Source organism: Pseudoalteromonas sp. ABV4_021 (genome assembly GCF_056159365.1).
This window is the reverse complement of sequence record NZ_JBSWVB010000001.1, coordinates 1891706-1916952: the sequence shown is the minus strand read 5'-3', so window position 1 is coordinate 1916952 and position 25247 is coordinate 1891706. Positions and strand designations below refer to the sequence as shown.

Here is a 25247-nt window from a genome sequence, read left to right as displayed (position 1 = left end):
TTGATATCAACACTCCCACACATAGGTGAACCATCAACATTTACGGATTGTTCGCTGGAATTACTTGCATCACTATCACCGAACAAAAAACTAAAAACCCCCATATCCAAGTTCCTTAAACTATTGTTTCTCAGTGACAAATGTTAATAATTCTGATAGGTTTTGAAAGAACTTTCGTTGGCGTTAGTCCCCTAAAGTTCTTAAGTGTGATTTTAGATAATTAATCACAGAAAAATAAGAATTCACACAAGAAGCAATAGGGAAATTAGCTCGTTAATTATTAAAATCTAATCATTTTCCACGCATCTGCTTGTGAATGTAATGGATAATTCAAGGTGTGTACGTGAGTCCTAAAAATTCTAAGTCAAAAAGGAATAGCAAATGCTTTCAATAGAAGGGAAGTCAGATTCGAATGTACATATTTTTGACGAAAATAAATTCACTTCTTTAGAGTTGAGACAAGAAGAATTTGAGAGTATTAAAAATTTATTAATAGCTTCACTACCAGATTATTATGTTGACCCACAATCAATAGCTGGAACTTTGGCACGTTTAGGTAAAAATGCAGCTGCTCAAAAGCTTTTAACTAAAATCCCTGAAGTTAAAAAGATTCGCTCAGGTGATTTAGGTGAAGTAATAACTACTGATTATATTGAAGAGTCTACGAATTACACAGTGCCCATTCGTAAACTACGTTGGCGAGATCATCGCAATATGGCAATGCGCGGTGACGATGTTATTGGTATTGCTGTTGATCTACAAAGGCAATCTATTAAATTTCTTAAAGCTGAAGCTAAAGCAAATAAGGCATTGAGTAGAAAAGTATTACAAGAAGCTCGCGCGGAACTAGATTTAAATGAAGGATTGCCAGCCCCACATGCTCTAGAGTTTGTTGCTGAAAGGCTAAGAGAGACTGGTAATCAGCCACTCGCTGATTTGATTGAGAAAGTTCAGTTAGTTGACGGTATTAGAACGAATCAAGTCGAACATTTACTATTTACATTTACTGCATCTAACCCTGCTACTTTGCAAAAAGAAGCTTTTGATAATTATGATGGAAATATAAAACAAAGTTCTGTTGGTTTTAGGGTTGTTAATCATCAAGAGTTAATTGAAGGTGTGTATCAAGGAGTGATAGATGGCCTCAACAATTGAAGAAATAGAATCGCTGATCAATGAAGCTATAACCTTAGGCTTTCGGGGGCGTTTATCAGAACGAGGCTTAGCGCGTTCAATGATTTGGAAAGAAGGAATATTACCTGAAGGTGCTCCTGGCTTTTCTGAAAAATTATCATATGACCTTTTATCTTACGGCTACTCGCTATTGTCACTAGCAATTCGTTTACGAGAACTTGGAGGTGATGAACAGTTATGCCGTGCTGCTTTCGAAAAGTCAGCCTCAGCAATATCAGATGTTATACATAATGGTAATCCTGAAGGTCCTGAAAGGGGATTTCATAGGGTATTAGCATCATCAGCTTTTCATTTGGGAAGATATTCTGCGAAGGCATACTCATTAATAAGCAGTAATTTAGAGCAACTTAATCTTAGCAATATAGAACGATTGCTTTCATTGTTAATGTTAAGGCAGTTTAATCAAATTGAAGCAATAGTATTGCAATGGAAAGAATCTGGCGAAGGTTCAGATGAGCAACTTGCTGATAGATTGGAAACAGAAATTAATCAAATAAGCCAGATGGTTAACACGGAAGATGAGCCAGAAGATTATGGTATCTCTTCTATTGAGTTACCCATTATTCAGCAAGCAATTACTGATAATTATTATTCATCTATTTTTGAGTTTTTATTTGCACTCGAAACAGGAAATTCAAATTTAATAGAACGTGCTATAAGTCGAATTGATGTGAGCTTGACAGTATGTGGAGAATTAAACTTATTGCCTCAGTGGTGGGTATTAAGAATAACAAAGCATTTACTAAAAGAACTCTGGGATTCTAGTTTTCATCAAATACTGCCTGGCCCACAAAATGATGGGCATGATACAGACTGGAATTTATTGCGCTGGCTATTTATAACGTCACTATTTAAAAGAAATAAAGCAGAAATTGATCTATGGCCTTCGCAAATAGAGGGTGCGAAAAGAGCGGTAGATGATAGCGATCATCTTGTTGTGTCGTTACCGACGAGTGCGGGTAAAACAAGGGTTGCAGAGCTATCAATTCTTCGATGTTTAGCTATTGGAAAGCGAGTATTATTCATTACCCCACTAAGGGCGCTTTCAGCGCAAACTGAAGCATCTCTTAGAAGAACATTTTTACCTTTAGGTAAAACAATCTCATCATTGTACGGGAGTATTGGGACTAGTGACTTCGAACAAGATGTTCTGCGAACACAAGATATTGTCGTAGGTACGCCAGAAAAGCTTGATTTTGCTTTAAGGAATGATGCATCACTAATTGATGATGTTGGGCTTGTGATTTTAGATGAAGGCCACATGATTGGCTTAAATGAGAGAGAGATAAATTACGAAGTTCAGATTCAGAGGCTACTTAAACGTCAAGATAGCAATGAGCGAAGAATAGTCTGCCTTTCTGCAATTTTACCTAGTGGCGACCAATTTGAAGACTTTGTGGGCTGGCTTAGGCAAGACAGTGAAGGTGATGCTATACAATCCAACTGGCGACCAACTGATCTAAGGTTTGGTGAAATAGTTTGGCGAGAGAACTCGGCACGGATTGACTTTACAATTGGAGGTGAGCAACCTTTCATTCCAAGTTTTATTACTCCTATCGTACCCCCTTTACCCAACCCTGGGTATAGACAAAGAGAATTTCCTAAAAATGCTCAAGAGTTAACTTTGGCCTCAGCTTGGAAGTTGGCTGAAGATAATCACACAGTCTTGATTTATTGTCCTCAGAGAAATTCTGTAGATGGATTTGCCGAAGCGATTGTAGATTTAAATAAACGAGGAGCCTTGGAGTCTGTTTTAAGTGTCCCTGAGTCAAAAATAGAGCTAGCTGATACACTGGGAAGTGAATGGCTAGGTGAAAACCATCCTATATTGGAATGCTTAAAAATTGGCGTTGCAGTTCATCATGGAGCACTGCCGACACCTTTTAGAAAGGAAATGGAAAACCTCCTGAGAGAGGGAGTCCTTAAAATAACCGTTTCATCACCTACGCTAGCTCAAGGATTGAATCTCGCAGCTACAGCGGTAATCGTTCATTCATTGTATCGAAGTGGAAAATTAATAGATGCTTCTGAATTTAAAAATGTGATTGGAAGAGCTGGCCGAGCATTTGTTGATACGCATGGAATCGTTCTTCACCCTGTTTTTGATCGACATGATTGGAGAAAACGAAAATGGAGGTCATTAGCTGGAAGTGCAACTGACCGAAACATGGAAAGTGGGCTATTTAGGTTGATAGCTTCCTTTATAGTTAGGATAGCCAGTAGTTTGCAAACTCAGTCCATTGAGGAAGTTACCGAATATTTGATGAATAATACAAGTGTTTGGGATTTTCCAGCTGTAATAAATGAGTCAGAAGAGCAAATTGACGAAAATAGAAATGCATGGAATAGGCACTTGGTCAATTTAGACACTGCATTATTAAGTATGCTTGGAAATGAAGAAGTAACGATTGAAGAAATTCCTGCTGTACTTGATGATCTGCTAGGTTCTTCTTTGTTACAAAGGAGACTTGCGAGACAAGAAAGTGAATTACAAGGGTTGTTTAAAGATTTTTTAGCTCAAAGAGGCAAGCATATTTGGAGTAATACTACTCCTCTACAAAGAAAAGGATATTTTCTAGCTGGTGTAGGTTTAGCTACTGGTCAAAAGCTAGATGAAATAGCGCCGCAAGCAAATGCGCTATTGGTAGAAGCCAATGCATATATTCTTGAAGGAAATGCTGAGGAAGCGGCGTCGGCAATAACTTCATTAGCTAGATTATTATTTGAAGTACCTCCTTTCACACCAAATATTTTACCAAATGATTGGCCTGCAATACTTGAAGCTTGGTTAAAAGGTGAAGCACTTAGAGATCGTGGCTTTGAAGATATTGATAATACTCTTAGCTTTATTGAAGATGGGCTGGTCTATCGTTTGCCTTGGGGATTAGAAGCTCTGAGGGTACGGGCAATTGCTAATAACGACATTATTTATGACGAAATGACAATTGAGGATTTCGAAGTAGGTTTAATTGTTCCCGCTGTTGAAAATGGAAGTTTGAATAGAAGTGCTGCGATGTTGATGCAAGCAGGTTTTAGTTCGAGACTAGAAGCTATAAATGCTATCCAAGTGACCAATGCATCTTTTTCGAACAGCCGTGAGTTAAAACAATGGCTTTCGTCTGATGGACTTAAAGCATACATATCAACAATAGAATTAATTAGTGAAAACACAGCCAAACTTTGGAAAGTATTTATTGGTGAATTCAAACCGAAATCCGATATTATTTGGAAAGGAACTGCTGTTAATATTTCAGTAAATTGGGAACAAGGCTCAACAGTTAATATTGGAGATTTAGTGAAGTTACACAATGAAGGTGTTGGTAACACGAAGGTACTAAATAGTGAAGGGGATATTATAGGCTCGCTTCGTGAACGGTACGTCTTGTTAGAGACTGGAGTTTATAGAACTGAAGTTAGAGACAATAACTTTTTACAAGTGACTTTTTGGGGAGCAGGTACATCGCCATTTGATAAAGAAGCTAATTAAGTCAGTTCATATGCTTAACTAGTGATATAAACTGAACCGATACTTTTGTATATTAACTAATGTACTAGATACCAAATAGATACCAAAAAATTAGAAATATGGGGTATTTATTAGTTATGAAAATTGTAAATTAATTGAAAGAATGCCGCTTTCATAACACATTAGCACTTATAAGCAGGCTATGGTCATTAGGCTTCAAAATGCCGTTCTAATTTAAAACGCATTTTATGTTTTAAAAATAGCGCCTTTTGGCGCTATTTTTATATGTATCAGAATTCAAAACTACTTTTGATATAGGGTAACAACCACAGCGCCACCTAAGCCAACATTATGCTGTAACGCAAGCCTTGCGCCCTCAACTTGCCTTTTGCCTGCTTGGCCGCGTAAATGCCAGCTTAATTCAACACATTGCGCTATGCCTGTTGCACCAATAGGATGACCTTTTGACATCAAACCACCGGATGGTCCAATAACAAACTTACCGCCGTAAGTATTATCACCGTCTGAAATCAGCTTAATTGCTTCGCCTTCTTCACATAATCCTAGCGCTTCATAATTAATTACTTCATTGGTGGTAAAGCAGTCATGTAATTCCACTACGTCAACATCTTTAGGTGAAACACCCGCGAGGTTAAAGGCTTTATTGGCAGCGCGTTTGGTCATATCGGCACCTACCGAAAGAATAGGGTCCTGCCATGACTCTTCAGTGTCGGTTGCCATTGCTTGGCCAATAATTTTCACCCCATGTGTAATTTTGTGTTTTTTAGCAAAAGCGTCGCTACACAGAATTGCGGCGGCAGCGCCACAGGTAGGCGGGCATGCCATAGTGCGCGTCATATAATCATCAAAAATTATTCTGTCATTAAGCACACTTTCTATGGTGAGTGGCGCAGAAAATAATGAATAAGGGTTGTGTATGGCGTGGCTTCGTGATTTTACGGCGACTTTTGCATAAAGCTCGCTGCTTACATTATATTTCTCCATATAATGTTTACCGGCTGCACCAAATGCGCGAAGAGCAATAGGCGCTTTTGCAGTACCAAATTTATCATACACCGCGTTTGCTCTATCAAATGGGTTTTCTCTGTCAGACCAATGTGACCCTAACGCACCGGGTTGCATTTCCTCAAAGCCAAACGCAACAACACATTCAACCTCGCCAGATAAAATAGCTTGCCTTGCAGCATAAAGCGCCGTAGACCCACTAGAGCAATTATTATTAACATTAATAATAGGAATACCGGTTTGCGCGACATCATAAAATGCATGTTGACCACAGGTACTATCGCCATAAATATAAGCTGCATAGCCTTGTTCTATTTGGCTTACATTAATTCCAGCGTCTGTGAGCGCCAACCGAATAGCGTTTGCAGCCATTACGCGATACGGCTCTTGTTGGCCCGGTTTACAAAATTGTGTCATACCGACGCCAGCAATAATTACATTTTTCATTTTCAGCCTATTGTTTTTATTTTCTGAAATTTAATACCAGTTAAGAGGTGATTTAAACCTTAACGCGAAAGCCCAGCTTTTAACACTTTGTTTGTGTAATACAACACATAAACGATAAAAATAACGCACTTGAAGGAATATAAAACCATGTTCTCGTCATTTGTTGAGGTACATAGCAAAACCCAAAAGCGCTAGTCTGCGTTGGCACATTCCTTGACTCATTAATAAATAGCTTATTAAAACGTTCAAAGGATGCATTAATATGGTGCAAGCACTCTCAGCCAAGTTTCTGACTAAATTTATAGAAAAACACTCGCTTTCTCAGGAAGTTAAAAAAACCATTAAAACTTGGTATGCACCAATCGCAGAGCAAATTGCACTGCACCAAAATAGAACAAAGCAAACATTAGTAATTGGTATTAACGGTTGTCAGGGATCAGGAAAAAGCACGCTAACGGATTTCTTGAATCAATATTTACGCATGTATTTTGGCTTAAATGTAGTGTCGATTTCGCTCGATGATTATTACTTATCAGCATCTGAGCGCGAAGAACTGGCAACAAACACTCATCCATTACTTGGTACACGTGGTGTTCCTGGTACCCACAAAATAGATCAGCTAGATCACGACTTAGCAGCGCTTACGGGCAAAACGCTTAAGCGCCCATTATTTATTCGCCGATTTAATAAAGCCACAGATAACCCATTCCCAGCCGACAAATGGACAAAAATTTCATCGCCGCCCGATGTGATTATTTTAGAAGGGTGGTGCGTAGGGCTTAACGCAGAGCCACTAAGCGCGCTTTTAACACCCATAAATCAGCTCGAACATACTGAAGACCAAAACGGTACATGGCGAAATTACGTTAATAATCAGCTAAGTGGCCCGTATCAAAAAGTATTCCAGCGAATAGACCGCGGGATTATGCTAAAGGCTCCAAGTTTTGATGTGGTGGCCAAATGGCGTAAAGAGCAAGAAACCAAACTACGCCAATCCCAAACCGCACTCGCAAACAATAAAATAATGAGCGAACAAGAAATTGATCGCTTCGTACTGTTTTTTGAAAGGCTTACACGCGTTGGTTTCGCAGAGTTTAGTGAAAATACAGATATTACCCTGCACCTAAATGAAGAGCGAAAAATTGTTGACGTAACCGGGCGTTTTAAGCAGTTATGTTTTCCTGAAAAGCTCGCAATATTTACCGATCTTGATGGTACCTTGCTCGACCATTACAGCTATGAATTTCAACCTGCAAAAGTCAGTGTGTTTTTGTGCCATGAGCTCGATTTTCCAATTATTCCATGCACCAGTAAAACCTATAAAGAAACAGTGGCTATTCGTGGTCAATTGGGGCTGGCTACCCCCTTTGTTGTGGAAAATGGCGCAGCGATATTTTTGCCAAAAAAATGGTTAAAAGAGAACATGATCACACCAACGAACTTGGTTGAGTTTGGTGAGTTTTACATAAAAGAGTTTGGCCAACCACGTAGCTTTTGGTTAAGCCAACTTAAACAGCATGCCAGCGACTTTTCACACCTTTACAAAGGTTTTTCGCAAATGAGCGATAGCCAATTAGCCGAGCTTACAGGCCTAAGCGAAAAAGACGCTGAAAAAGCCAAACTGCGTCACTACTCAGAGCCACTTCATTGGCTTGGTGATGCCTGTCAAAAAAAGGCATTTATAAAACGCATGCGCGAAAACGGCGCAACCATTATTGAAGGCGGGCGCTTTTTGCATGTGTGTGGCGACGAAAGCAAAGGCGTTGCATTGAATTGGTTGTTTAACCAAATAAAGCACGAACTGCCCGGAGACTGGCTGAGTGTGGCACTTGGCGACAGCGAAAACGACAGCGCCATGCTAGAGCAAGCCGACATTGCTGTGCAAATAAAATCAATGACACACCCATTTATTCAGCTACAGCGTGAAAAAGGGGTGATGCGCTCATCTATGCCAGGACCCACTGGCTGGCACGAAGTAATGATGCAGCTAATAAGCGAACTAGATAACCACCACATAGAACGTATTAAATCCATTCGCAATACCGCTCTAAAGGAGAAACACTATGGCTGATTTTTACCAAAATGGCATTGTAACAACCTTGCATAATCTAACGAACCGAGGAGTGGATGAGTTAGAAAGCGAACTTGTTGAGTTTTCTAAAACGCGGCCAATGGGTTTAATTTTACCGTCACTTTACAGCGAGTTAGAAGGCCAAGCGTTGCCTAAAATTGTTGAGCATTTAAGTGAGGTGCCATACCTATCGCAAATAATTATTGGCCTAGATAGAGCTAATGAAGCCGAATTTTGTAAAGCCATTGAGTTTTTTAAATACCTCGGCCAACCTCATCAAATTATGTGGCACGACGGCCCGCGTTTAAAACAATTAGATGCCGAATTACAAGCGCTTGGTGTTGCGCCAACCGAAATGGGTAAAGGGCGCAATGTGTGGTACTGCATGGGGTATGCACTTGCGACTAAAGAGGCGGAATCAATCGCATTGCACGATTGCGATATTTTAACCTACGACCGCAGCTTACTAGCGCGCTTAATTTACCCAGTAGCACACCCGCAATTTAACTATGAGTTTTGTAAAGGTTATTACGCCCGCTATTCTGACGGCAAACTCAATGGCCGAGTGGCACGCTTACTGGTTACGCCGCTTCTTAAGGCGTTAAAGCGTGTGATGGGCCATAACGACTACCTAGATTATATGGATAGCTACCGTTATTCACTTTCGGGCGAGTTTTCATTTAGGCAAGATGTGCTAAATGATATTCGCATTCCCAGTGATTGGGGGTTAGAAATTGGTGTGTTGTCTGAAATGCAGCGCAACTATGCCGCTAATCGCTTATGCCAAGTAGACATTGCCAACGTGTACGACCATAAACACCAAGACTTATCGCTACATAATAGCGAGGGCGGCTTGTCTAAAATGTCGATAGACATTACCAAAGCATTCTTCAGAAAACTTGCCACCCAAGGCTACACCCTAAACACCGAAACCATGCGCACCATAAAAGCCACGTATTTTCGTATCGCGCTCGATTACATCGAAACCTATAAAAATGATGCCATTATTAACGGCTTACAAGTGGATATTCACACTGAAGAAAAGTCAGTAGAAATGTTCGCTAAAAACATTATGGCAGCTGGGCAATCGTTTTTAGAAAAGCCTATGGAAACACCGTTTATTCCGTCTTGGAACCGCGTTATTAGCGCCATGCCAGATGTATTAACACGTTTAGAGCAAGCGGTAGAAGAAGACTTTTTAGAATACTCTGAAAAGTTGCGTAAAAAGGTAAGCTAATGACATACCCACTGACAGATAAACTGGTTATGCAACTGCAAGTGATATACCAAGGCATAACCTTAAAAACGCCGTTAGAGCAAATTGCCAGCAGGCTAATTGCAAAAATGGGGTTAGCTGAAAATACACACGGCCCCAAGCCGTTTCAAAATCGTTGGAACGAATCTGACATTGTGATGATCACCTACGGCGATAGCATAGTGAAAGACGGTGAAAAGCCACTTGTAACCTTAAAACACTTTATTGATACGCATTTAAGCGACGAACTAAGCGCGGTGCATATTTTACCGTTTTTTCCGTACAGCTCAGACGATGGCTTTTCAGTGCTTGATTACTCCAGTGTGAACGAGTCACTAGGCGATTGGTGCGACATTAGCGCAATTAGCAAAGAGTATAAATTAATGGCTGATTTAGTGATCAATCATTGCTCAGCGCGCTCTATTTGGTTTGAAAATTTTATTAAAGGCGAGGGCACAGGCCATGATTATTTTTATACCGCTTTGCCAAACGATCCGCTTGATAAAGTTGTGAGGCCACGCACTTCGCCGTTATTAAAGCCAGTAACAAGCCAAAATGGCGAGCAATTTGTATGGTGTACCTTTAGCCACGATCAGGTTGATTTAGACTTTTCAAATCCAGAGGTACTGATTACGTTTGTGGGCATTATTAAGCAATACCTTGATGCGGGGGTGCGTATTTTTCGCTTAGATGCCATTGCATTTTTATGGAAAGAAATAGGCACTAGCTGTATCAATTTACCACAAACCCATGAAGTGGTTAGGTTGCTTCGTACATTAATTGAATGCGCAAACGAAAACGCCATTATTATTACTGAAACCAACATACCCAATACGCAGAATCTGGCCTACTTTGGCAATGCTAACGAAGCGCATGCAATTTATAACTTTTCATTACCGCCTTTACTTATTTACAGCTTAATTTCGGGCGATTGTCAGGCGTTAAAAAACTGGTTAATGCGCATGCCGCCAGCGCAAAATGGCACATGCTATTTTAACTTTATTGCATCGCACGATGGCATAGGGCTGCGCCCGGCAGAAGGGCTATTAAGTGATGAAAACATTGCGAAAATGGTAAAAACAATGCAACAGTTTGGTGGCCTTATTTCGTGGCGCACCAGTGAAGATGGCAGCCAAAAACCATACGAGATGAACATTGCCCTGTTTGACGCGCTAAAAGGCACGGTTAATGGGCCCGATAAATATCAGTTTCAGCGATTTCTATGTGCTCATAGCATTATGATGAGCCTTGAAGGCATACCCGGAATTTATATTCACAGTTTATTGGCCACCGAGAATGACTATGAAAAATACGACAACACCCATCATAACCGGGCAATTAACCGCCACCGTTGGCAAAGCGAGTTACTAACAACACAACTAAACAATATTTACAGTCATCACAGTAAAGTATTAGGTGCACTTAAACGCTTACTTCAAATTAGAAAAGCACAGCCCGCTTTTCACCCAAATGCCACCCAATTTGTATTGCAACTTGGCCCCGAGTTATTTGGCGTTTGGCGACAATGCATTAATCGCAGTCAAAGTATTTTTAGTATTGCTAATATTACCAATACGCCAACGTCACTTAGACTTAATGAACTTAATTTAATTGAAACAGAAAATTGGTATGACTTACTTACAGGCCAGCATATAACCGATATAAATAGCGAACTTGCGTTGCTGCCGTATCAAACTATTTGGCTTACCAATAAAAATAAGGGAATATAAAATGAAAAAAGTAACCAAAGCAGTGATCCCTGTTGCAGGGTTAGGAACCCGCATGTTGCCGGCAACCAAAGCCATTCCCAAAGAAATGCTTACCTTAGTAGATAAGCCGCTAATTCAATACGTGGTAGAAGAAGCCGCAGCGGCGGGTATTAAAGAAATTGTACTGGTAACTCATGCCAGTAAAAACTCCATCGAAAACCATTTTGACACCAGTTTTGAACTAGAAGCCCAGCTAGAATCGCGAGTTAAGCGCTCGCTGTTGCAAGAGGTTAAAAGCATAAACCCCAAAGGCATAACCATGATTTCAGTGCGCCAAGCTGAGGCTAAAGGGTTAGGGCACGCCATTTTATGTGCACGCTCAGTGATTGGCGACGAACCATTTGCAGTAATATTGCCCGATGTAATTATTGATAAATACCACTCAGATTTAGGTGTAGAAAACCTCGCACAAATGGTTAACAACTATAACGAACACGGCATTAACCAAATAATGGTAAACCCGGTAGAGATGGCGCAAGTGCAAAGCTATGGCGTGGTTGATTTAGACAACCAAACCCTGTGTGCGGGCGAAACCGCTAAAATCATCGGCATGGTAGAAAAACCGCCACGCGAAGAAGCCCCTTCAAACCTTGCTATTACCGGACGCTATGTACTCTCAGAAAGTATTTGGCCAATTTTAGCCAAAACGCCACCGGGTGCAGGGGACGAAATTCAACTCACCGATGCGCTTTATACGTTATTAGACCAAACAGGATTAGAGGCGTACCAGCTGGTGGGTAAAACGCACGACTGCGGCAACAAACTGGGCTTTATAAAGGCCAATATTGAATACGCCATTCAACGAGCAGAGTTTAAAGGCGAGCTCACTCAATATATTGACGAAGTACTCGCTGAAAACCGTTATTGATATTAAATTCAGCTTATTTTAAAAATTAAATGACGCACTTTGGCAGTCAAGACTTTAGTATTTGCCGAGTGCTTCTATACATCACAAAGTTTGTTTAACTTCTTGCAAAAAGCGTTACTTACACACTATGCGTAACACAAGCTAGGTGCTGGCGCTTTTAGCTTTGTAAAAATCCCAATCTAAAAGCTGTGTTTATTGTCACACCGAATGTCACCGTAAAGCAAAAACAGTTTGGTGAGTGGCTATGTAATTTAGGTAATCATCTGTTATTTATGAATAAACTCTGGTAAATTTCGTTATAACTTGCGCCAGGCAATTAAGGAAGTAACGTCTGTGAGTCACCAAAATATCCAATACTATAATGCGCACGCAAAAGCGTTCTTTGATTCAACGATTAATGTTGATATGCAGCCTTTATATCAACTATTTTTACCTCATGTGAAAGTAGGTGGCCACATATTGGATGCAGGTTGTGGCAGTGGCAGAGATAGCAAAGCATTTGCCGCACAAGGTTTTATTGTAAGCGCAATGGACGCTAGCGAAGAACTCGTTAAACAAGCTAGCGAATTTTTAGGGTTTGCTGTAGAACATAAAACTTTCCAACAAATTAATGAACAAAACTGCTACGATGCAATTTGGTGTTGCGCAAGCTTATTACACGTCCCCTTTGTTGAGTTGAGTGATGTATTTTCCCGTTTAACTACCGCGTTAAAATCAGGCGGTGTAATGTATGTATCATTCAAACATGGTGAACCAAACTTAGCTCCAAGAGAGCACAACGGCCGAGCATTTACCGACTTCAATGAACAAGCACTACAAACTCTTCTAGCTGCCAACGCACAGCTCAAAATTACAAACACATGGATAACTGGTGATAGACGAGCAGGGCGCGAAAACGAGCAGTGGTTTAACGCCATTCTTACTAGAGTAGATTTAAATGAGTAAGGTGGATGGTGGAGTTCAATTATCAGCACAAAAATTGTTTGTTGGTGATGATGATCCGTTATTACCTCAGCTAGTTTATGCTATAAATCATGCAAGTGAAATTGAAATAGCTGTATCATTTATCCAACCTAGCGGTATAAATTTGCTTTTTAATCCATTATTGGAAGCCTTAGTAAGTGGTGCGTCAGTTACTATATTAACGTCAGACTATTTAGATATAACGCATCCAATCGCACTGAGACATTTAATGATACTTGCAGAGCAAGGAGCAAAAATTCTTATTTATTGCTCTAAGTCCCAGCAAAGTTTTCATTTAAAGTCATATATCTTTGTAAAAACAAATGATCAAAGCCAAGTTCAAGCTGGTTGTGCATTTATTGGTTCAAGCAATATAAGCAGGAGTGCGTTAACAAATGGTCACGAATGGAATGTCAGAGTTGATTATAGTGAAGCGTCGGTAAAAGAATTTGGGACTATTCGGAAAGCATTTGAAAAAATTATAAATCATTGTTTGGTAGAACCTTTAACACATAATTGGATCGACGAATACATAAAACGAAGAATGCCGCAAACCGTAGTTGGTATAAATGGAGAAACAACTGCTGAAGACGCTGAAATTACCCCTCGTAAAGAACAAATCGAAGCACTCGAAGCGTTAAATAAAACCAGAAAAAGTGGGTTCAAAAGGGGCTTGGTTGTACTTGCAACTGGCATGGGTAAAACGTGGCTTAGTGCGTTTGATGTGAAACAAATAGAAGCGAAGCGCGTATTGTTTGTTGCACATCGAGAGGAGATTTTAATACAAGCACAGTCTACCTACTCACAACTTTTACCACTTGAAACAGGTTATTACTCGGGCAAAATAAAAAATTACGAGGCAGATTGTATATTTGCCTCTGTGCAGACATTAGGGCGCCCTGAACACTTAGCTAAATTTAGTAAAAGACACTTCGATTATATTGTAATTGATGAGTTTCATCATGCCAGTTCACCTATGTATCGTAATTTATTATCGCACTTTGAGCCCCAGTTTTTATTGGGTCTTACTGCAACCCCTGAAAGAACAGACCAAGCTGATATTTTAAGCTTATGCGATAATAATTTAGTTTTTGAAAGAAATTTAGTGCAAGGGATCGATCAGGAAACTCTAGTGCCTTTTCACTATTACGGAATTTGGGATAGTAACGTTAACTATCAAGCTATCCCTTGGCGCAATGGACGGTTTGACCCCGCATCATTAGAAAATAAATTTGCTACTGAAAAACGAGCCAAGCATGCAATTGAGCATTGGCAAAAATATAAGCAGTCAAAAACGCTCGCATTTTGTATTTCAAAAAAACACGCAGACTTTATGGCTCATACGTTTAACATGAACGGTATAAATGCGTTATCAGTACATAGCGAATCATCTGTGCGCCGTAATGAAGCGCTTACTATGCTAGAAAATGGTCAAGTAGACGTTTTATTCTCTGTAGATTTGTTTAACGAAGGCACGGACTTACCCTGTATCGACACTATTTTATTTTTACGCCCTAGTGAATCGAAAATATTATTTCTCCAACAGTTAGGTCGAGGTCTTAGATTAAATGAAGGTAAAACTCATTTAGTTGTGCTTGATTTTATTGGCAACCACCATAGCTTTTTAAATAAACCTTTTGCCCTATTTAATGAGAGTACAGCTAAAGGTGTTGTAAATCAGTTAGGTGATCCAAACCTACCTGAAGGTTGTTTTATTAATATCGACCTTGAAGTAAGCGATTTTTGGCATAAGTTGGCTAGGATGCAGCGTACAACAGCGAGCGAAGATCTAGTGTGCTTAGCTGAGCAATTAGGGCACTTGCCGACAGTCACTGAGTTTTATTATCACTATGGCGACTTAAAAAAGGTTAACAAACAACATACAGGTTGGTTTGAATTAATTGCAAGTACATCAGACTTTGATGAAGAGGCGAGTGCTCAAGCGCTTACGCTTAAATCTTACTTTGAATTTTTGAAAGTTAGCATTCAAACAACCAGTATGACTAAAAGCTTCAAAGCAATTTTATTGCAAGCATTTGTCGCTTTAAATGGATTTGTTAACCCACCTAGCATAAAGCAATTATCGATTAGAAGTGGCGAAATATTAAAGCGTTATCCTAATTTAAGAGCCTATGATTTAAGTGATTCAGATAGAAATCAGAGTAGTGAGTCTGAGGCTTGGTTTAAATACTGGAGTAAAAATCCGATTAGAGCTTTTATAACGCCAAATAAACGTGGTGATGTATGGTTTAAACTTGAAAACGAAAAGTTTGTTGCAGATTTCGATGTACCCTCCGAAATTGTAGATAATTTAAATACTGCGGTTTTAGATCTTACGGATTATTTACTTGCGCAATATACAAAACGCATTAGACAATCGAAAGTAGATGAATTGACCATTAGTGAGCAAAATAGGCTACCCGTATCAAGCAGCGACCGCTTTGAAAAAGTAGCAGTGTTGCCATATTTCCCAAACTTAAAGATTGCATGTGGTCATTTCAAAAATGGTGATGAAAGTGATGTGGAGTATATGGAAATGCCAATGGGGTTTGGCAAGTTAGATCCTGAAAGACATTTTCTAGCACGTGCAAGTGGTAACTCGATGAATGGCGGTAAGTCACCGATAATTGATGAACAGTTGTTATTACTTGAGTGGGTCACTCCGACAAGTGCAGGCTCACTGCAACATGCAACTGTTGCGATAGAACGTCAAGATGGTGCCGGAGATAGTCAATATTTACTTCGAGACGTAAAAAAACAGATTAATGAGTATGGCGACGCGCAGTATGTACTTATGGCTAAAAACCCAGAATATGAACCAATGGTTGCAAATGAATACATGCGGTCTTTTGCAAAGCTAAAAGGAATTGTGGAGTAAGTAACGCGTGAATAAAGGGATTTTAACGTTTGTTTTATATTTTGTGGTTTGTGTGAGTTTCGCTAGTGAGCAATACAGTGAAGGCACCTGCATTTTATTGAAAAACCAAGTGAGAGAGTACAGTGCATATCCGCAATCCAATCAATACAAAACGGCAAAACGCTCTGTTGACAGGCACTGTGTTAACCCCGTCACGCTAACTAAGGCTAATCAAACAAATACTACAGCAACAAGCCCTGAAAAACTGACCCCGATTTATACAACTAAAAAGTTACACTCACAAAACCTTACAGAGTCAGCAAATCAAGCCGTTGTAACGAAACCACATCAAGCCAAAACATCAGTTCCAGTCAATAATATGCTTAGCTTAGTGCTTAAAATAGGTGCTTTGGTGTTAGTCATTATGTTTGTTTTAGCTGTTGTCAAAGCACTCATTCTAATGTTTGCCAAACGTGCCGCTAAATCATTACTTAATAAAGTATCGGGACGTATTGAACCTGTAGTGAGTAAGTTGCCTATACGAAAAGAGGAAAGGGAAGTCATTCACTTAAGGCGAGATGAAATTAAATTGAATACTGATACAAACGTTTCAGATAAGTCTTCCTCTGTACTAAAAGATACCATAGCCGAAATTGTTGCTAATGATGCAAACAGCTCAAGTGGCCTTCAAGGGGAGGCTATTGTAAATAATCTAATTGAAAAGGTTATTACCAACAAAGTGTTATCGGCGATGAGTAATGTGAGTCACTATACGAGTGTGCTGTTAACGAACGATAATGATGAGCTTACTGAAATTGATCATTTAATTGTTTCACCAGTTGGCGTATTTGTAATTGAGAGCAAAAATTACAGTGGTTATATATTCGGTAGTCAGCACCAAGCGAAATGGACGCAGACTCTAACAGGGCGTAAAACACAATTTATGAACCCACTAAGACAAAATTATAAGCATTGCTTAGCGGTTAGTCGGTTACTTGGTGTTGTTGACGGTGTCGAATCGTTAGTGCTGTTTCATGATAAAGCGAGTTTTAAAACAAAACTTCCACCGAATGTACGTTATGTTAGTGAGATGGAAGTGTTTTTATCTGGCTTTACCCACGTTAAATTTACCGATAGCCAGCTTGAAGAATTTAACACACGACTCACTAAAGTGATTTCGGTTACAACAAGTGAAGATTTTAAGCAGCACATTAACGAAGTTAAGGCGAAGCAATGCGATATATAGAGATTTGCACTGCTAAAATCTTAGTCAAATATTTTTACCTAACTCGCATTTGAGGCAACTATTTCACTTTTCACCTTTGAAAATTCTAGTCCTTTCTTTCAGAAATGATGAATATCTCGCTTTTTTAAATCGTTACTTTGCCGGTTTTGGGTTATTTTTGCGCGTATTGTCCCTACTTTTATTACAGATATTAGTCAAAACGTTTACTTAATTGTGAAAATTCGTAAATGCGCTAGAACATAAAGGTATATGTTAAATTGATTTGGTTATAAGTAAGTGGTCACGGCTCTTAAGCGGTTATAAATTAAATTTACTTGTAATTTACAAATGTACCCATTAGGGGTTCCTAATGATTCTGTCCTAGTTTGTTTTTCCTAGTAATAAGGTGTTTGTTTTTATTTAACTCATTGTAAATATTGATTTAATTGTCTTTTTGGTATTGTTTTCTAGTGTTGTTGCTCTAATTTCACTAATTGTTAATCATGTGTTATCTCTAAATGGTCGAATGACGTTAGCTAAATTCCATTAGGGGGAAGTATGAGTAACAAATTAATGGGCAAGCGCTTATTCAAAATGAGTGTGTTGTCGTTAGCTGTATCAGGGTGGGCAGCCCATGCAGCAGTGGACTGTACAAATATTGCCGAATGGCAATCAGGCGTGGCTTACACTGGCGGGCAGCAAGTGCAAAAAGCCAATATTGCTTATGAGGCGAAGTGGTGGACACAAGCCGATCCGGTAACCCATTCAGGTCAATACCAAGAATGGAAGAGTTTAGGCCAGTGCGGTAACGGTCAAGTAAATGAATTACCTTTAGCCGAAGTTTTATCACCTATGAGTGGTAGTTCTTTTACTGAGGGTGACAGCGTTGTCATTGAGGCGCAAGCTTCTGACAATGACGGTTCAGTCGTAAAAGTGGAAGTACTTGTTGATGGTGTTGCAATTGCAACGCTGAGTTCAGCGCCATATTCAACTACTTGGCCAGCGGTAAAAGGGCAGCATCAAATTTCTGTGCGTGCAACCGATGATAAAGGCGGTGAAGCCATCTCAGTTGCAAACAGCGTGACGGTGGCAGAAGTAGTGCCAGATAACTATGCGCCAACAGCAACGCTTACAAGTAACGCTAGTTCGAATACCTTGAATTTAAATGACAGCGTTGTCTTAAATTTTAGCGGAAGCGATCAAGATGGCACAGTAACAAGTCTTGAACTGTTTCAAGATGGCGCGTCTGTAGCGCAAATTTCTGGCGCAACAGGCAGTTTTAATTTTACCGCAACAAGCGCTGGTAATACGCAATTTAGCCTTGTTGCAACCGACGACAAAGGCGCAACGTCCGATGCGCAAACATTAAGTTTCCGCATTGTCGATGGCTCTACACAGCCGGGTGACCGCGATGCCTGTAAACCGGAAGGTTTATATCAAACTCCGGGCGTAAACACGCCGTATTGTACTATTTACGATACCGATGGCCGTGAAGATATGGGTGCCGATCACCCACGCCGTGTCATTGGTTATTTCACCAGTTGGCGTAATGGCGCTAATGGCCAGCCGTCTTACCTCGTTGATGATATTCCATGGGATAAAATCACTCATATTAACTACGCATTTGCCCATGTTGATGCCAATAACAAGGTTTCAATTGGCGATCCAAGTGCGGCGGGTAACCCTGCAACCAACATGGAATGGCCAGGTGTTGCAGGTGCTGAAATGGACCCAACACTGCCGTACACAGGTCACTTCAACCTATTGAATAAATATAAAAAACTACATCCAGACGTTAAAACACTGATTTCTGTTGGTGGTTGGGCTGAAACTGGCGGTTACTTTGACGCAAACGGCAACCGTGTTGCAAGCGGTGGTTTTTACACCATGACAACCAACGCAGACGGCTCAGTAAACACTGCGGGCATTAATGCATTTGCCAAAAGCGCGGTTGAGTTTATTGAAACGTACGGTTTCGATGGGGTAGATATTGACTATGAATACCCATCATCAATGAATGATTCGGGTCACCCTGATGATTTCCCAATTTCAAATGCACGCCGTGCGGGGCTAAATGCTTCTTACCAAGTGTTAATGAAAACCCTACGTGAAGAGCTTGATAAAGCGGGTGAATTAGCAGGTAAACACTACATGCTTACAATCGCATCGCCGTCATCAGGTTACTTATTACGTGGTATGGAAACCTTCCAAACAACTAAGTACCTCGATTATGTAAACATCATGTCTTACGACTTGCACGGTGCTTGGAACGATCACGTTGGTCATAACGCAGCTCTTTACGATACAGGGCTAGATTCAGAGCTTGCGCAGTGGAATGTGTATGGCACCAAAGAGTTTGAAGGCATTGGCTATTTAAATACCGACTGGGCAGTTACTTATTTCCGTGGTGGTTTAAGTGCAGGCCGCATTAACATTGGTGTGCCTTACTATACTCGTGGCTTTAAAGATGTATCGGGTGGCGAAAACGGTTTGTGGGGGCGTGCGGCGTTACCTAATCAAGCTGATTGTGCTAAAGGTACGGGCGTAGGCGAGAAAAACAAATGTGGTAACGGCGCGGTTGGCATCGACAACATGTGGCATGATCTTGACGAAAACGGTAACGAAATGCCAGCAGGTAGTAACCCGTTATGGCATGTTAAAAACCTACAAAACGGTATTTTGCCAAGCTACCTTGCAGATTACGGCTTAGATCCGGCGAATGATCCAACCGATCAACTTACCGGCACGTACACTCGTCATTACGACTCAGTAGCAGTAGCGCCTTGGCTTTGGAATGCCGACAAAAATGTGTTCTTGTCGATTGAAGATGAAGAGTCAATGGGCACTAAGCTCGATTACGTAATCAACAAAGGCCTTGGCGGTATTATGTTCTGGGAACTCGCTGGCGACTTTGACTACGACAGTGCGAAAAAAGAGTACTTTATGGGTTCTACCATGACCACGCTTGCCTACAACAAGTTTGCACAAGCGGGTTCTAAGTACGACATCAACAAAGGTGAAAAAACTCACCAAGTACCAGCAGAAGCAGTAGACGTAAGCTTTGAAGTGAAAGACTTCCCAATTGGTGACGACAACTACCCAATTGCGCCAACCTTTAGTTTTACCAATAACTCAAACATTGATTTGAGCGGTGCAAAAGTATCGTTTGATGTACCCGTGGCTACGTCGGCTATTTTTAAATCAAACTGGAATGCGCAAGAAAAACTCGGCATGGCCGTTGAGGTAAATCGTTCAAATGCTGCTGGCAACAACATTGGCGGATTTGAGAACGAGTTCCACCGTTTCTCAATTACTTTTGTTAATGAGTGGGGCGGCGCAGCTAAATCGTTCGCGCCGGGCGAAACCATTAATGCACAAGTGATGTACTACATGCCAATTACTGGGCCGGTAAACCTTGTGTTTGAAAAAGACGGTAAGCAATACGCCGCTAAATTTGAATACCCACATCTACCAGATGCAACCGCCGGTAACGGTGGTGGCAATGATGGCGGCGGCAACACCGACACATGTGAAGGTGTTGCAGTAGCTGACATTCCAGTTTATCCAAACTTCCCACAAACAGATTGGGCAGGCAACCCGTCACACGCTGCAGGCGGTGACTTAATGGTTGATGGCGCATCTACGGCGGTTTACAAAGCCAAGTGGTGGACCTCAACCGAGCCTGGCACCTCTGCCGACTGGGATAGTGTGTGTACTTTATAACGCAACCTAGGTGAGGCCTTGTGCCTCACAGTTTGGAGAAAATTATGAATACCAAATTTAACATCAGCGTGCTCTCTGGTTCAGTGCTACTAGCATGTATTGCAGCGCCGTTTAATGCCAGCGCACACGGCTATATGGATAGCCCTAAAGCACGACAAGCAATCTGCCAAGCGCAAGGTGGGTATTGGTGGCCAGAAGACGGCAGCAATATTCCAAACTTGGCATGTCGCGCAGCGTTTTTAGAATCGGGCCATGTGCAGTTTATTCAAGAACACGAATTCGCAGTTAATACGCCCGATTATTTAAACCAAGCAGCGGTTGAAGCAAATGTGCCCGACGGTACTTTGTGTGCAGGTGGCAGCCACGAAAAACGTGGTATGAATTTACCGTCAGCACATTGGCAAAAAACCGTGGTTACGCCAAACGCTAATGGTGAAATTCAAGTGCGTTATCGCGCAACCACACCGCACAACCCAAGCTTTTGGCAGTTTTATTTGACCAAGCCGGGTTTTAACCCTGCAACCGACACGTTAACTTGGCAAAATATTGAGCTTATTCAAAGCCACGACAATATTGAGTTTGTAAAAGATCCCGATGGTAAGCGTTACTACGAAATGAACGTCGCTATTCCTGCTGAGCGCAGCGGTGAAGCCGTGCTTTATAGCCGTTGGCAGCGTGTTGATGTGGTGGGTGAAGGCTTTTACAACTGTAGCGATATTATTATCGAGCGCGACACTGTTACACCAGTTGACTGGTTCCCACTAGGTTATTTTATTCGCCAAGGTCAAAGTGCCAATGTTGGCGACACAGTTCAAGTGCGTTTGTTTGACGCAACGGGTCTTGAAGTGGTTAATCAGTTGTTTGCGGTTAACGCTAGCAATCAAGCAACTTGGCAAAGTGAACTAGCAGCAAAGCTTAACTTAGATTACGCATCTGAATTGCAAATTGGTGTTAAAAACGCCAGTGGCGATATTGTGTTTGACGAGGCGAATTTAGCGTCGAATCAAGTGTATGCAACATCCAGTGACTACAGTTTTGCGCTGTCGGTTATTGCTGCATCAGAAAATACCGCGCCGAATGTTAATCCAGTAGCAGATGTGGTGATGGACGAAGGCTCACAAACTTTGGTGCATGTGCATGCTTTTGATGATGAAAATGATCCACTGAGCTATCAATTCACTGTGCCTAATGAGTTCACCTACAGTGTAGACGGACCAAACCTTACCCTTGATGCGCCTGAGGTTTCAGCGAACGTAAACTTTGTGATTCAGGTGTCAGTATCTGATGGCAAGTTAAGCACGCCAGCAAGTTTTACGGTAACGGTTAACGATACCGCAACGAACCCTGATGTACCTGCGTGGGATGCCGCCAAAGCATACAACGCTGGCGATAAAGTTACCTACCTAGGTACGGTTTATAAAGCCAAATGGTGGGTGCAAGGCGAAAAACCCAATAGCAGCGATGCGTGGCAATCGCTTTCACAGTCAACTGGCGATGCGTGGCTAAGCACCAAAGCGTATTCGGCGGGCGATATTGTTACCCATAACTCGCAAAAATACCAAGCACGCTGGTGGACCAAAGGCGAAGAGCCAGGTACTGCCTCAGTGTGGCAAACCCTTTAATTTAATCGGCTAAAGCGAGCCATAAGTTTGTTTTAGCTACTTTAGTTACCCCTTGCCGCAACGGCGGCTTGGTTTTGCGACGTTGCGGGTTTTTATAATTTAAAGAGAAACATTATGATTAAAAAATTATCTCTAGCAGTGGCAGTTGCACTTTGTTCTGGGCATGTAATTGCAGCGCCTTCTGAACCTAGTTTAAGTTGGGAAGACCAAAAATATTCATTTGTTGATGTAAATATTGATGGTCAAGGTTCGTATAAGTCATTAGTTACACGCAAAGATGTGGTTGATATTGCTATCAAATGGAATGCGTGGAGCGGTGAAGGTGGCGATAGCTACAAAGTAAAATTTGACGGTGTAGTTGTAAACGAAGGCACACTTGCTGCTGGCACTAAGTCGGGCACAATTACCTTTCCATACACGCAATCGGGCCGTCATCAGTTAACGGTTGAACTGTGCCAAGGCACAGTATGTGCGGCAAGCGCGCCAAAACCAATTGTAATTGCTGATACAGACGGTGGTCACCTAGATCCGTTACCAATGAATGTTGATCCAAATAACGGTAACTATGGCACCTCACCAGACACCGTTGTAGGTGCTTATTTTGTTGAGTGGGGCATTTATGGTCGCGACTTTGATGTAACCAAAGTGCCGGGTCAAAACCTAACGCACATTCTGTACGGTTTTATTCCAATTTGTGGTGCAAACGAATCACTGAAAGAAATTGAAAATGGTAACAGTTGGCGCGCATTACAAAAAGCGTGTGGCGACTCACAAGATTATGAAGTGGTGATTCACGACCCGTGGGCAGCGATTCAAAAGTCACTGCCGGGTGTAGATGCAAAAGACCCAATTCGCGGTACTTACTCACAGTTAATGGCGCTTAAGCAGCGTTACCCAGATTTAAAAATCTTACCATCGGTAGGTGGTTGGACACTGTCAGACCCATTCCATGGCTTTACTGAAAAAGCGAATCGCGATGTATTCGTAGCATCAATGAAAGACTTCTTAAAAACATGGAAATTCTACGATGGTGTAGATATTGACTGGGAATTTCCTGGTGGCGGCGGTCCAAACCCAAATCTTGGTGATCCAGCAAAAGACGGTCAAGCTTACATTGACCTGATGCGTGAATTGCGCGCCATGCTAGATGAGTTAGAAGCTGAAATTGGCAAACCGTACCAACTTACTTCTGCAATTGGCATGGGCTATGACAAAATTGAAGACGTTAACTATCCGCAAGCAGCGCAATATATGGATTACATCTTCGCCATGACGTATGACTTCTACGGCGGTTGGAACAATGTTACCGGTCACCAAACAGCGCTTTACTGTGGTAGTCATATGAGTACAGATGAGTGTAATGGTACAGGTCTTGATGATAAAGGCGAGCCGCGTAAAGGCCCTGCGTACACCACAGATAATGGTATTCAATTGTTGTTACAGCAAGGTTTAGATCCGGCGAAAATTGTATTAGGTACGGCGATGTATGGTCGTGGTTGGGAAGGTGTATACCCAGCAAATACAACAGACGGCGCAAACCCAATGACAGCACCGGGTAACGGTAAACTTACCGGCACTACTGCGCAAGGTGTGTGGGAAGCAGGCGTAATTGATTACAAAGGCATTAAAGCTCATATGATTGGCGCGGCAGAAACCGGCATTAACGGTTTTGAGGTTGGCTATGATGACGTGGCTGAAGGTGCCTATGTTTGGAATAAATCAAACGGTAAATTAATTACATACGATAGCCCGCGTTCAGTAAAAGCGAAAGGTCAGTATGTTCGCAACTTAGGCCTTGCTGGTTTATTTGCATGGGAAATTGATGCTGACAACGGCGATATTTTAAATGCAATGCACGAAGGCCTAGGCGTTGTGGGTGGTAACACTAAACCTGTGGTTTCTGTACCGGGTGTTACAACGGTTAAATCAGGTGAAAGTACTTCACTTTTCGCAACAGCCAGTGATCGTGATAACGACCCACTAACATACAGCTGGACAGGCGATGCAGCCTTAACGCTCTCAGGTGTAAACACAGATACGGTATCAATTACGGCACCAACGGTAACGCAAGATACTGATTACACAGTAACCGTTGCTGTATCAGACGGCACTGACACTGTAACTAAATCCGCGATTATTCGCGTGGTATCAGATACGGTAGTGATTAACGAACCGCCTGTGGTTTCGCCAATTGCAAATGTTAGCGTGGAAGAGGGTAAATCAGCTTCTGTCAGCGTTACCGCATCAGATGCGGATGGCGATACACTAAGCTATAGCTGGAATGTACCTGCGGGCTTAACACTTTCTGGCAGTGGCGCAAGTGTGACGCTTACAGCAGGCGAAGTTGCAACAGATACGAACTTGAGCGTATCAGTAACGGTATCAGACGGTACTGATGCTGTAACAGAAAGCTTCACAGTAACGGTAACTAATGTAGATGGCGGTGGCAGCACAACGTGGAATGCTGATGCAATTTACACCGGTGGCGATACGGTGCTTTACAATGGTGTGGAGTATAAAGCGAAGTGGTGGACTCAAGGCGACCGTCCAGATCTTGGCGGCCCGTGGGAAGAAGTTATTCCAAACGACGGTCAAGTTCGCGCATGGCGTGCTGACCTTGTTTACAACACAGGTGACAAGGTGACTCACAACAATGACACTTACACAGCAAAATGGTGGACTAAAGGCGAAGAGCCGGGCGTTGCCGATGTGTGGGCGAAATAAGTTTTCATTCTAGTTCAAAAGGCAGCTACCGCTGCCT

Annotated in this window: 13 protein-coding genes; 12 read left to right on the top strand and 1 reads right to left on the bottom strand. The window is 41.6% G+C overall.

The features are described 5' to 3' along the window. Positions 1-381: 381 nt before the first annotated feature. Positions 382-1155: a Hachiman antiphage defense system protein HamA gene (locus ACXAFE_RS08975; RefSeq protein ID WP_475151497.1), complete on the top strand. Its 774-nt coding sequence runs from the start codon at positions 382-384 to the stop codon at positions 1153-1155. After that, positions 1139-4681, top strand: a complete 3543-nt coding sequence (locus tag ACXAFE_RS08970) for a DEAD/DEAH box helicase (RefSeq protein ID WP_475151494.1) — start codon at positions 1139-1141, stop codon at positions 4679-4681. The genes ACXAFE_RS08975 and ACXAFE_RS08970 overlap by 17 nt, the downstream gene beginning before the upstream one ends. A gap of 282 nt (positions 4682-4963) precedes the next feature. Here ACXAFE_RS08970 and ACXAFE_RS08965 read toward each other — a convergent pair whose 3' ends face one another. After that, entirely contained in the window at positions 4964-6133 is a 1170-nt protein-coding gene (locus tag ACXAFE_RS08965; RefSeq protein ID WP_475151492.1) for a lipid-transfer protein, read from the bottom strand. A 262-nt stretch (positions 6134-6395) separates the two neighbouring features. On the opposite strand from ACXAFE_RS08965, the gene ACXAFE_RS08960 reads away from it, so the two are divergent. From ACXAFE_RS08960 to ACXAFE_RS08915, 10 genes are all read left to right on the top strand, one after another. Continuing rightward, entirely contained in the window at positions 6396-8204 is a 1809-nt protein-coding gene (locus ACXAFE_RS08960) for an HAD-IIB family hydrolase (protein ID WP_475151490.1), read from the top strand. Continuing rightward, positions 8197-9441: a glycosyltransferase family protein gene (locus ACXAFE_RS08955; protein WP_054980050.1), complete on the top strand. Its 1245-nt coding sequence runs from the start codon at positions 8197-8199 to the stop codon at positions 9439-9441. The genes ACXAFE_RS08960 and ACXAFE_RS08955 overlap by 8 nt, the downstream gene beginning before the upstream one ends. After that, positions 9441-11189 (top strand): sugar phosphorylase, encoded by a 1749-nt coding sequence (locus tag ACXAFE_RS08950; RefSeq protein ID WP_475151487.1) that lies wholly within the window; start codon positions 9441-9443, stop codon positions 11187-11189. The genes ACXAFE_RS08955 and ACXAFE_RS08950 overlap by 1 nt, the downstream gene beginning before the upstream one ends. Before the next feature lies 1 nt (position 11190). Then, a complete protein-coding gene (galU, locus tag ACXAFE_RS08945) occupies positions 11191-12096 on the top strand; it encodes a UTP--glucose-1-phosphate uridylyltransferase GalU (RefSeq protein ID WP_475151482.1) in 906 nt (301 codons plus the stop codon). A 333-nt stretch (positions 12097-12429) separates the two neighbouring features. Then, entirely contained in the window at positions 12430-13041 is a 612-nt protein-coding gene (locus ACXAFE_RS08940) for a class I SAM-dependent methyltransferase (RefSeq protein WP_475151479.1), read from the top strand. Next, positions 13034-15937 (top strand): DEAD/DEAH box helicase family protein, encoded by a 2904-nt coding sequence (locus ACXAFE_RS08935; RefSeq protein WP_475151475.1) that lies wholly within the window; start codon positions 13034-13036, stop codon positions 15935-15937. Before ACXAFE_RS08940 ends, ACXAFE_RS08935 begins: the two co-directional genes overlap by 8 nt. 52 nt (positions 15938-15989) lie before the next feature. Then, positions 15990-17162, top strand: a complete 1173-nt coding sequence (locus tag ACXAFE_RS08930) for a nuclease-related domain-containing protein (RefSeq protein WP_475151473.1) — start codon at positions 15990-15992, stop codon at positions 17160-17162. 537 nt (positions 17163-17699) lie between these two features. After that, positions 17700-20864, top strand: coding sequence for a glycosyl hydrolase family 18 protein (locus tag ACXAFE_RS08925; RefSeq protein ID WP_475151471.1), 3165 nt, complete (start codon positions 17700-17702; stop codon positions 20862-20864). A 44-nt stretch (positions 20865-20908) separates the two neighbouring features. Next, positions 20909-22486 (top strand): lytic polysaccharide monooxygenase, encoded by a 1578-nt coding sequence (locus tag ACXAFE_RS08920; RefSeq protein WP_475151469.1) that lies wholly within the window; start codon positions 20909-20911, stop codon positions 22484-22486. A 114-nt stretch (positions 22487-22600) separates the two neighbouring features. Beyond that, positions 22601-25210, top strand: a complete 2610-nt coding sequence (locus tag ACXAFE_RS08915) for a glycosyl hydrolase family 18 protein (RefSeq protein WP_475151466.1) — start codon at positions 22601-22603, stop codon at positions 25208-25210. The last annotated feature ends 37 nt before the right edge of the window (positions 25211-25247 follow it).